Origin of the sequence: Niameybacter sp., from assembly GCF_036655075.1 — a bacterium.
Taxonomy (GTDB): domain Bacteria; phylum Bacillota; class Clostridia; order Lachnospirales; family Cellulosilyticaceae; genus Holtiella.
On the sequence record NZ_JAVVQU010000018.1, the window covers coordinates 1 to 9,763 of the forward strand.

A 9,763-nucleotide genomic window follows, 5' to 3' on the forward strand; every position below is an offset into this window, starting at 1 on the left:
TTCTATCACCTATATTCTTAGACAATGATACTTTCGTAATGGCAAAGCCTATAGCGACTGCTCCACGTCCATAAAGTGAAAGGGTGAGTGTAGAGGGTGCTTGTGTAGTTAAAACATAAGATGCTTGAGTACTTTGGTTAGTACCTGTTATCGTAACAGAAGGCGTATTCGTTCCAGTCAAGGAAGGTGGGTTTCCACCTATAGTACTTAGTAAATCCCATGCGCCACCATCGGTCAAAAGTTCCAAGTATTCAGTGTATTGAGGGAATTTATTAGTACTTTCTGCATCTGCAACTACAGCGGTATAATTAGGAACAGGATTTCCATTGCTATCCTTAACAACAATATTACTTAATACTAATGTACTAGCTGATGAATAAGCTGAAAGTAATGGAGTACGCAAGGCTACATTACCTTGGATATTTGTATATTGTCCTAATCCAAATTGTGAATATTGTAGTGGGGGTTGAGAAGTAGTGAAAGGAACGATAGAACTTCCTAATGATTCAATATCAAATGTAACGGTGGAACCATCGTTTAAAGTTCCGGTAATACCTAACTGAGTTTGACCAGGGTTTAAAACTAAGTTTTCAAAATTAACCCACCCTATTCCACCTGCACTTGGCCCAGAGCCAGGGTTTGCATATACTAATGACATTTATATTCCTCCTTGTTTAAATAAAATTTAATAGAAAATAGGTCTATTGACATATCATACATTTAAGCAAACTAAGCTTTGACTGTAATACAGTTTCCAAGCTAATGATTGCATCCACTGTATTTTTTACAGATTTATTGGCTGCAATAATTTGTTGTGGCGTGACAGCAGGTTGAGAGATGATAGTATTTAACTTTTCACTTTCAGCATTCAAGATATGTGCAATTGAATTTTCTTCTAATGCAATAGATTCAATTAGATCTCCCACTGATTGTTCGCGTGTAATATTACTTGGTTTGATGACAGGCATTCCCATAATACACCCTCCTTATATAGAATTTTGTTGGAACAATTTTCAAAAAAATGCATATACTGAAATGTACCTATTGATTTTGTAAACATACCCTTTAAGTGGGAACATTCCAGGTACACTGTACTATATGCTGAAAAGTAATCTTTGGTGACTAAATTTTATTAATTAAAGGGGGAAAGTAGATGGATAACCAAAAACGTTGCTGTACTTGTATGAGAACATTCTATTTGGAGGACATTACAAGTATAACTTTTAATGGATTACGCTTTGTTTGTTTAGATCCATGCAACAGTAGAATCATTTTAGTAGATGAAAGTTTTAATACATTAGAAACGATATGCGCACAACATAAATATACGAGTATCTGTTTTGATAGTATAGAGAGGTGCTACTGGGCTATTTCAGATAACAATGCATCTGTAATTTATCAGATTGATTCATGCTTTAATGAAATAAATAAAATTTATATAAAAAATATTAGACGATTTAAGGCAACAGGAATAAGCTATAATTGCTGCGAGAAAAAAATATGGATTGCATTTCCTAGTTATACCGGATATTTGGAAAAGGGGTGCGATAATCTAGTCTATATACAAAATAGACAGGAAACAATGATTAACAAGGCAATTTTATCTTTGCCCCTTTGTGAAGTAGTTTCCTATCAAGAGGATTGTAAGCAATTTATAGAAGTTTGTGTTCCAGAAGGCTACAAAGATTTTAATAGAGGTATTCCAAAAGGATATACTGTAGAGGACATATGCCTAGTTTCATGTATGAATAATAAAATAGAACAGTTCACTAGCTATAAGATTTGTTTACTCTTATCGGAAAATTGTTCTCATAAGAGGGGGATACTGATGTGTGATCTTCAGTTTTACGAAAATCAAGCACCTAAATTTAGTTGCGAAAATTTCGAAGAAATGAATAGTGAGTGCAATTGTAGCAACTGTTGTGAGCAACAAAATTGTCGTGATGATTCTTTGTATTTTAAGAAACGCTACTATAAGGCTAAATACGAAGTTATTCATTCTATTGCATTAGAGGAAGCTGCTATTGCACATATTTTAAATGCAGAAGGAGAAAAAATACAAAAGGCGGTAGCGCTTTGTGATAATATAGATAAGTTACTATGTGTAAATGACTCAGTAAAACAAACTATTATTCATATTACACAATTAGAGTCACAATTATATTTAAAGCTAGAAAGCATTCAAAAAAATGATGTGTGTGATTGTTGTGAAATGTATGACGAGTGTATGAAAGATTTGAATGAGTATATGTAAATGAAGAGAAAAGGTAAGGTGCTTATTTAAAAGCATCTTACCTTTTCTCTTAGATGACAATTCCAATGAAGTATTTAAATATTTAGAGGCCATAACAGAAGGGGTTGAAAAATTCTAAAAAGATTACTTATTCTATAATTTGCAATAAGTATCTAAAAGTGTTAATATGAGAATAAGATATTTGTATAGTTAAAGTGTGCAACAACCATTTTAACGCTGTGGATCAAAGTAACTAATCTTCGATGATTCGTTCAACAACTCCTTACGAGGAAGACTTTCCTTTGATAAACTATAAGTATGAGTAGATTTAAAATACAATAAAGGCAGAGGAGGAGAATGGATGTTTGAAGTAGGTGATTACATCGTTTACGGTTCTAACAATGTGTGTAAGGTGGAAGAAATCGGGAAAATGGATTTCCAAGAGCCTTCTAATGAAAGAGAGTACTATTTATTAGTGCCTATCTATGCACCAGCTAGCAAAGTGTTTACTCCAACAGATAACAACAAAGTTGCCATGCGTCCTGTCATGACCCCGAAAGAGGCATGGGCGTTACTTGATGAAGTGAAAGATATTGAAGCACTAGAGATTGCGGATTTTAGAAGAAAAGAAGAGACCTATAAGCAAGCTATGCGTAGCTGTAAGTGTAGAGAATGGGTCAAAGTCATTAAGATGGTGTACGGCCTCAGAGAAGAGCGTAAAGCTGAGGGCAAGAAAATGACGGCAAGTGATGAGAAATATTTTAATTTGGCAAAAGAAGAACTTAACAAAGAATTGGCTTTCGTACTGAATATGCCAAAAGAAGAAGTAGAGCCTTTAATCTTAGAAAAAATAAAGCTAGCTTAGTCCCCTCTAAGCTAGCTTTTTTGATAGACATAAATTTTGAACGGTAGTATTGGGGCGAAAATGGATCTTTTTTAAAATAAAATATTGTAAAGGATAATAATTCGTATATAATAATATTGTAGAATGTATTTTAAAGCATATTATATCTATAAAGTGCATAGCTATCTTTAGAATGAAAATACTAGGCTTAACATTTAGGTAAGGAGGTTAGACAATGAATAAAGAAGAAAAGCAAATCGATTTAATTATTATTGGTGCGGGGCCTGCTGGTTTAACAGCTGGGATTTACGGGGCACGTGCCAATTTAAATACATTAATATTAGAAGATGACATCATTGGTGGGCAAGTACGTTCAAGCTATACCATTGAGAACTATCCTGGGTTTAAAACGATTACAGGTGTTGAACTTGCTGAACGCATGGAAGCACAAGCTACAGCAGAAGGTGTTACTATTGATGAGTTTGATTTTATAGAAAAGGTGACACTGACAGATGATGAGAAAATTGTGGAAACAGGAGACTACCTCTACAAGCCTAAAGCAGTAATCATTGCGACAGGTGCTAAGCCTAAAAAATTACCTATTCCTCATGAAGCGACTTACTTAGGGAAAGGGATTCACTATTGTGCTGTATGCGACGGAGCCAACTATTCAGGTGAGGTTGTAGGTGTTGTAGGTGGTGGTAATGCAGCATTAGAAGAGGCTATGTATTTAGCTAGAATGGCATCTAAAGTGCTCATCATTAGAAGGTATGATGGGTTTCATGCAGAAGCAAAAGTATTAAAAGAAGTAGAAGAGACAGCCAATATAGAAATTCTTTATCATCATGACCTTATAGATGTCGCTGGAGATCATTTTGTAGAGTATGCTAAAGTCAAAGATGTTCAAACAGGGGAGGAAAAAGAAATCCCTCTAAAGGCTGTATTTGGATATATTGGAACAGAGCCTAAGACAGATTTATTCAAACCCTTTGTCAACATTGGTGAGGATGGTTATATCTTAGCAGACGAAAGTATGCAAACAAATGTAGCGGGTGTGTATGTAGCGGGTGATGTAAGACAAAAAGAATTTAGACAGATTTCAACGGCTGTAGCCGATGGAACAATAGCAGCTCTAAAAGCAGAAAAATATATTGTAAGCCAAAAGGAGAGATAGTAATGATTAAAGTATATTCAGTAGAATGGTGTGGACCATGTCAAAAAGTAAAAAAATATTTAGATACAAAAGGTATACCTTATGAAGTAGTAACGGTTGCAGATGCTAAGGAAGATCGTGACGTTGTATTAAAAGTATCTGGTCAAAGATCTGTACCTGTTACAACAATTAATCAACAAGTTATCTTAGGATTCGATAAGCAAAAGATAGATGAAGCACTAAAAACTTTATAAGAATAATTTAAAAACGAGCTGTGGCATACGGCTCGTTTTTATTAAATAATAATTTTAAAAAGAGGATAAAGAATGATAACAACTATAGGAAATGTGAAACCTTTATTAGAAGAAGCGAGTAGATGTTTAAGTTGTAAAAATGCAAGATGTCAAAAGCACTGCCCTATTCAGACACCTATTCCAGAGATTATTAAGCTTTTTCAAGAAGATAAGCTTATAGAAGCTGGGGAAAAATTGTTTGAGAACAATCCACTATCAGCACTTTGTGCCATTGTATGCCCTCATGAGAAGCAGTGTTATGGTAACTGTATTAAAGGAATTAAGGGAGAGCCTATCCAGTTCTATGAGATGGAGCGTTACATATCCCAAAAATATTTAGAAGAAATAAGTTATAAGAAGCCAATTTTAAATGGCAAAAAAGTAGCTATTGTGGGCTCTGGTCCAGCGGGAATTACAATTGCTTTGATATTGGCGCAAAAAGGCTATGCAATTACGATCTTTGAAAAAAATGAAGAAATAGGAGGAATGCTTCGCTATGGTATACCTAAGTTTAGACTGCCAAGAGTACTTTTAGAATTGATTCAAAAAAGGCTTTTAGAGCTAGGTGTAAAAATTAGGTATAATACCCTTATTGGCCCTGTAGTGACACTAGAGCGCCTTCAAACAGATGGCTATGAGGCTGTCTTTATAGGGACAGGTGTATGGAATCCTAAGCCACTTAACATTAAAGGAGAGACATTAGGGCATGTGCACTATGCTGTGAACTATCTCAAATCACCTGAGTCTTATAGTCTTGGGAAAAAGGTGCTTGTTATTGGAGCAGGTAATGTGGCCATGGATGCAGCAAGAACTGCCAAGCGTAGTGGTGCGGAAGAAGTAACGATTGTCTACCGAAGAGATTTTACAGATATGCCAGCTACAAAAGTAGAGATTAAAGAAGCCCAAGAAGAAGGTGTAGGCTTTGCTACCTTTAGGACACCAGTAGAGATTACCGATGCAGGGCTCATTACTTTAGAGACAAAAGGCATGGAAGATGAAGAAGGTACAAGCCGTATTGTCAAAATTGAAGGAAGTGAAAAGTTGATACAGGCAGATGCCATCATTATTGCTGTGAGTCAAGTGCCTAAAAATAATATTGTGCTTACGGCTAGAGGTTTAGATGTGGGTACATCAGGACTTATTCTTACAGATGAGACAGGGCATACAACCCAAGAAGGTGTCTTTGCCTCAGGAGATGTGGTAACAGGTGCACGCACTGTTGTAGAAGCAGTTGCTAATGCCAAAATGGTAGCAAAAAGTATAGAGGATTTCTTGATGGAAAAAAAGTAAGAAAATGTTGTGAATTATAGTGGAGATTTGCGTAAAGGGGATAGAGCAATAGGTGCTAAGCGAATGGGGGAATGAAATTACTTATAAGAGGCAATAAGTCACTTATAAGTAATTTTTTTTGTATTTATGGGGATACTGTAATTGAATATTTTTATAGAAACAATTCATTGTTATGAATGAAAATTTTTAAAATGTATAAACATAAGATTTAAAGATTATAAAAAGGCAAAAAAGGTAGTTTTTAAGATAAAATGTAGGTGTAATAAAGTTAGCTAACTTATAAGGAGGGACATGATGGAACTAATAGGAATTGTAATCGTTATTATAGGATTTGTCCTAAAGTTTGATACGATCGCGGTTGTACTAACTGCAGGTATTGTTACAGGTCTTGTAGCGGATATGGGTATCTTAGACATTTTAGGCACCATTGGCGATACGTTTATCAAGCAAAGACATATGGCACTTTACTTATTGATTCTACCAATCATTGGAATTTCCGAGCGCTATGGACTTAAACAACGTGCTATAGAACTCATTAAAAGTATTAAAAATATGTCAACAGGGAAAATTTTATCTCTTTATTTACTTATTCGAGAGATTGCTATTGCAATGGGCTTACGTCTAGGAGGGCATGCAGAGTTTGTACGACCACTGATTGAGCCAATGGCAAATGGAGCAGCTGTTAGTCAGTACAAAGAACTGGATGAGGAAATAGAAGAGAAGATTAAAGCAGCGTCAGCAGCAGCAGACAACTATGGAAACTTCTTTGCTCAAAATATTTTTATGGCGAACTCAGGAGTACTGCTTATTGCAGGTACATTAGAAGAGTTAGGTTATACAAGCGATACACTTCAAATTGCACAAATTGCCATACCTGTAGCTATTATTACGCTTGTACTTGGCGTCATTCAAAATATGCACTTAGACCGTAGTATTCGTAAATTAATAGAAAAGAAAAGGGGGATTAAGTAATGGGAGACTTCTTATTAGAACTTTTTTATGTATTAGTAGGATGTTTAATGTACTTAGTTGCCTTTAACATCTTTAAGGATGAAACGCATAAAAGTCGTATGGGGACAACAGCATTCTGGGCCATTTTAGGGAGTATCTTTATCTTTGGAAGCTACTTGCCAGGTACAGTAGTAGGTGGACTTTTAATTGTGATAGGTTTACTTACTGCAACTAAGCAAGTGAATATGGGTAAAGTGGATGCACCCGATCATGCATTTACAGTAGAACAGGCTAAAAAACTAGGGAACAAAATTTTCCTCCCTTCTTTAGCTATTGTGATTATTGTTGTATGTGTGGCGAAGTTTACAAGTTTGAGTGGCGTAGTAGCCATTGGGATTGCAGCGTGTATCACTCTTGGATTTACACTACTGCTTACTAAAGCACCTGTAAGTGCAGTGGCAAAGGATGGAAACCGCATGCTTCAAGCTATTGGGGCTCTATGCATTTTACCTCAACTTTTAGCTTCTCTTGGCACACTCTTTACAGAGGCAGGAGTAGGTGATGTCATTTCTCAAGGGATTGCGGTAGTTATTCCAGAAGGCAATATTTTACTTGGAGTGACGGCATATTGTTTAGGCATGGCGATCTTCACTATGATTATGGGCAATGCTTTTGCAGCTTTTTCGGTGATTACAGTAGGAATTGGTGTACCTTTTGTATTTGCACAAGGTGGTGATGTAATTATTGCCTCTACCCTTGCTTTAACGGCAGGATACTGTGGTACACTACTTACACCTATGGCAGCTAACTTTAATGTGCTTCCAGCAGTATTATTGCAAACTAAAGATAAGAATGCAGTTATCAAGCATCAAGCAGTACTCGCTATCCCTCTTCTTATCATCCATATTGTGCTGATGTACTTTTGGGCATTCTAGAAAGTTTATCTACTGAATCAAAATACAATAATAGCATGATATAAGCTATAGGTCTGAAAGGAAATCTATTATGAAAATACTCATTACAGGATTTGACCCATTTGGGGGAGAGCCTATTAACCCAGCCTTAGAAGCTGTGAAGAAATTACCAGATACTATTGGGGGAGCACAAGTAATTAAACTTGAAATTCCAACAGTATTTAACAAAAGCTTAGAAAAGATTGAAGAAGCGATACAAGTTCATCATCCTGATGTGGTTGTATCTATTGGACAAGCAGGTGGACGATTTGGGATAACACCTGAGCGTGTGGCAATCAACGTAGATGATGCACGTATTGAAGACAATGAAGGGCAACAACCAGTAGATAGCCCAGTTTTTGAAGAGGGTGAGAATGCTTATTTTACAAACTTACCAGTAAAAGCTATGGTAGCGGAAATGGTGAAGGCAGGCATCCCTGCTTCACTCTCCAATACAGCGGGTACCTTTGTCTGTAACCACGTGATGTACGGGATACTGTACATGATTCATAAGCATTATCCACATATGAAGGGTGGATTTATCCATGTACCTTATATTCCACAACAAGTAGTGACCAAGGGGAATATGCCATCTATGTCTCTTGAGGACATTACAAAAGGTCTTGAAATTTGCTTGCGTACCATGAGTGAAGTAGATGAAGACTTAAAAGTAGCAGCCGGCACTATTTGCTAAGTATTTTGTAGTTAGGGTTGACAAATATTACTTGTATATTTTTTGTAACAGCCTTTATTTAAAGGAGAAAATAATATGGAAAAAATATTTGTATATGGTTCACTTCGCCAAGATTTTTGGAACTATGATAAAGTACTTAAAAATAGAGTATGTCATATTGAACAAGGCACCATTAAAGGGAGCATGTATCATTTGCCAGCAGGTTACCCAGCTGTGATTTCTGGAACAGATGATATACATGGAGAAGTAATGACCATGAGTCAGCATAAACTTTTGAAAAGTTTAGACTTCCTAGAAGGTTATTTAGGCGAAGGCCAAGATAACTTATATGTACGTAGAAAACATAAGATAGTGTTAGAAGATGGTAGACAAGAGTGGTGTTGGGCTTATACTTATGTTAATGAAAAAGAAGCACAAAAAGAGGGAGAATATATTCATCATGGAGATTGGAAGGCTTTTATGCACAAGTAAAGGCCTTTTCTTGCATTTCTAAAAGAAGCTTCGTATAATGATAGCTAAGATGAATTAAAGAGGTGGGGAAAAATGTATAAAATAGCCATTTGTGAGGATCAAAAAGTATGGCACTATCAACTAATCAAGATATTTGAGCAAATACATAACCATGAAAATATCGATCTTGAAGTGGATACATATCTGTCTGGAGAAGCATTGCTAAATAGTGAGTTTAACCAATATGATGTGTTGATATTAGATATACAGATGGATGGTTTAGATGGAATAGAAGTAGCTAAAAAAATTCGTAAAGTTAATGAGAGGGTACAAATTATTTTTGTGACAGCTTTAGAAAATAGCTGGTCAGAAGGCTATGTAGTAAGAGCTTATCGCTACATTGTTAAACCTATTGAGGTAGATGCTTTTTATGAGATGATGGTACAGCTTTTTGACGAGATTAACCAAAGTAGAAGGAGTGTACTAGTCAAGGAAGATGGAGGAATGAAAAAAGTAGAGATTGCAAGTATTAAATATTTGGCCATTGAGTCAAGAAAAGTAGTTATTTATACTTTGGATGGCTGCTATAAGAGTAGTATTTCTCTTGGTGAATGGAATGACAAGTTACAACCTTTTGGCTTTGCGCATCCTCATACGAGTTATTTGGTGAATCTTAAATATGTGAAGCATTTAAATAGGGAAAAAATTGTTTTGACACAAGGGGATATCCTCTATGTCTCTCAAAGAAAATATAAAAAATTTAAAGAACAGTTTATGAACTATGTGGATTACATAAAATAGGGGGCAAAGGGTTGAAAAGGCAATTAAAAATAGGATTAATCACACTTATTTTTGTAATAGGTGTAGGAAGTGGATTGCTTCATATTCACCAAATAGATAGG

The 9,763-nt window shown here is 35.7% G+C and carries 12 protein-coding genes; 10 read left to right on the forward strand and 2 right to left on the reverse strand.

Going from position 1 to position 9,763, the window contains the following annotated elements; translation table 11 throughout:
• Positions 1 to 658, reverse strand: a 658-nt coding sequence (locus tag RRY75_RS06600) for a CshA/CshB family fibrillar adhesin-related protein (protein WP_332527469.1), incomplete at its 3' end; no start/stop codon positions are given.
• A 43-nt stretch (positions 659 to 701) separates the two neighbouring features.
• The gene (locus RRY75_RS06605; protein ID WP_332491653.1) at positions 702 to 974 is read right to left on the reverse strand and encodes a hypothetical protein; all 273 of its coding nucleotides are present in this window, start codon (positions 972 to 974) and stop codon (positions 702 to 704) included.
• Between the two features lie 179 nt (positions 975 to 1,153).
• Between RRY75_RS06605 and RRY75_RS06610 the strand changes: the two genes are divergently transcribed.
• From RRY75_RS06610 to RRY75_RS06655, 10 genes are all read left to right on the forward strand, one after another.
• Entirely contained in the window at positions 1,154 to 2,254 is a 1,101-nt protein-coding gene (locus RRY75_RS06610; protein WP_332527468.1) for a hypothetical protein, read from the forward strand.
• Between the two features lie 340 nt (positions 2,255 to 2,594).
• Positions 2,595 to 3,098, forward strand: a complete 504-nt coding sequence (locus RRY75_RS06615; protein ID WP_332491649.1) for a CarD family transcriptional regulator — start codon at positions 2,595 to 2,597, stop codon at positions 3,096 to 3,098.
• 214 nt (positions 3,099 to 3,312) lie between these two features.
• A complete protein-coding gene (locus RRY75_RS06620; protein WP_332491648.1) occupies positions 3,313 to 4,251 on the forward strand; it encodes an NAD(P)/FAD-dependent oxidoreductase in 939 nt (312 codons plus the stop codon).
• A gap of 2 nt (positions 4,252 to 4,253) precedes the next feature.
• The gene (locus RRY75_RS06625) at positions 4,254 to 4,484 is read left to right on the forward strand and encodes a glutaredoxin domain-containing protein (RefSeq protein ID WP_332491646.1); all 231 of its coding nucleotides are present in this window, start codon (positions 4,254 to 4,256) and stop codon (positions 4,482 to 4,484) included.
• A gap of 72 nt (positions 4,485 to 4,556) precedes the next feature.
• Positions 4,557 to 5,813 (forward strand): NAD(P)-dependent oxidoreductase, encoded by a 1,257-nt coding sequence (locus tag RRY75_RS06630; protein ID WP_332527466.1) that lies wholly within the window; start codon positions 4,557 to 4,559, stop codon positions 5,811 to 5,813.
• 294 nt (positions 5,814 to 6,107) lie between these two features.
• A complete protein-coding gene (locus RRY75_RS06635) occupies positions 6,108 to 6,785 on the forward strand; it encodes a DUF969 domain-containing protein (protein WP_332527465.1) in 678 nt (225 codons plus the stop codon).
• The gene (locus tag RRY75_RS06640) at positions 6,785 to 7,699 is read left to right on the forward strand and encodes a DUF979 domain-containing protein (protein ID WP_332491641.1); all 915 of its coding nucleotides are present in this window, start codon (positions 6,785 to 6,787) and stop codon (positions 7,697 to 7,699) included. Before RRY75_RS06635 ends, RRY75_RS06640 begins: the two co-directional genes overlap by 1 nt.
• Positions 7,700 to 7,769: 70 nt before the next feature.
• Entirely contained in the window at positions 7,770 to 8,411 is a 642-nt protein-coding gene (gene pcp, locus RRY75_RS06645) for a pyroglutamyl-peptidase I (RefSeq protein ID WP_332491639.1), read from the forward strand.
• A 75-nt stretch (positions 8,412 to 8,486) separates the two neighbouring features.
• On the forward strand, positions 8,487 to 8,882 hold the full coding sequence (locus tag RRY75_RS06650) for a gamma-glutamylcyclotransferase family protein (RefSeq protein ID WP_332491637.1): 396 nt from the start codon (positions 8,487 to 8,489) through the stop codon (positions 8,880 to 8,882).
• Between the two features lie 72 nt (positions 8,883 to 8,954).
• On the forward strand, positions 8,955 to 9,662 hold the full coding sequence (locus RRY75_RS06655; RefSeq protein ID WP_332527464.1) for a LytR/AlgR family response regulator transcription factor: 708 nt from the start codon (positions 8,955 to 8,957) through the stop codon (positions 9,660 to 9,662).
• Positions 9,663 to 9,763 lie beyond the last annotated feature (101 nt).

Excerpts from the sequence above, each read along its gene's own strand:
- RRY75_RS06605 (WP_332491653.1), bottom strand. The coding sequence starts at position 974 with ATGGGAATGCCTGTCATCAAACCAAGTAATATTACACGCGAACAATCA.
- RRY75_RS06610 (WP_332527468.1), top strand. The coding sequence starts at position 1,154 with ATGGATAACCAAAAACGTTGCTGTACTTGTATGAGAACATTCTATTTG.
- RRY75_RS06615 (WP_332491649.1), top strand. The coding sequence starts at position 2,595 with ATGTTTGAAGTAGGTGATTACATCGTTTACGGTTCTAACAATGTGTGT.
- RRY75_RS06620 (WP_332491648.1), top strand. The coding sequence starts at position 3,313 with ATGAATAAAGAAGAAAAGCAAATCGATTTAATTATTATTGGTGCGGGG.
- RRY75_RS06625 (WP_332491646.1), top strand. The coding sequence starts at position 4,254 with ATGATTAAAGTATATTCAGTAGAATGGTGTGGACCATGTCAAAAAGTA.
- RRY75_RS06630 (WP_332527466.1), top strand. The coding sequence starts at position 4,557 with ATGATAACAACTATAGGAAATGTGAAACCTTTATTAGAAGAAGCGAGT.
- RRY75_RS06635 (WP_332527465.1), top strand. The coding sequence starts at position 6,108 with ATGGAACTAATAGGAATTGTAATCGTTATTATAGGATTTGTCCTAAAG.
- RRY75_RS06640 (WP_332491641.1), top strand. The coding sequence starts at position 6,785 with ATGGGAGACTTCTTATTAGAACTTTTTTATGTATTAGTAGGATGTTTA.
- pcp (WP_332491639.1), top strand. The coding sequence starts at position 7,770 with ATGAAAATACTCATTACAGGATTTGACCCATTTGGGGGAGAGCCTATT.
- RRY75_RS06650 (WP_332491637.1), top strand. The coding sequence starts at position 8,487 with ATGGAAAAAATATTTGTATATGGTTCACTTCGCCAAGATTTTTGGAAC.
- RRY75_RS06655 (WP_332527464.1), top strand. The coding sequence starts at position 8,955 with ATGTATAAAATAGCCATTTGTGAGGATCAAAAAGTATGGCACTATCAA.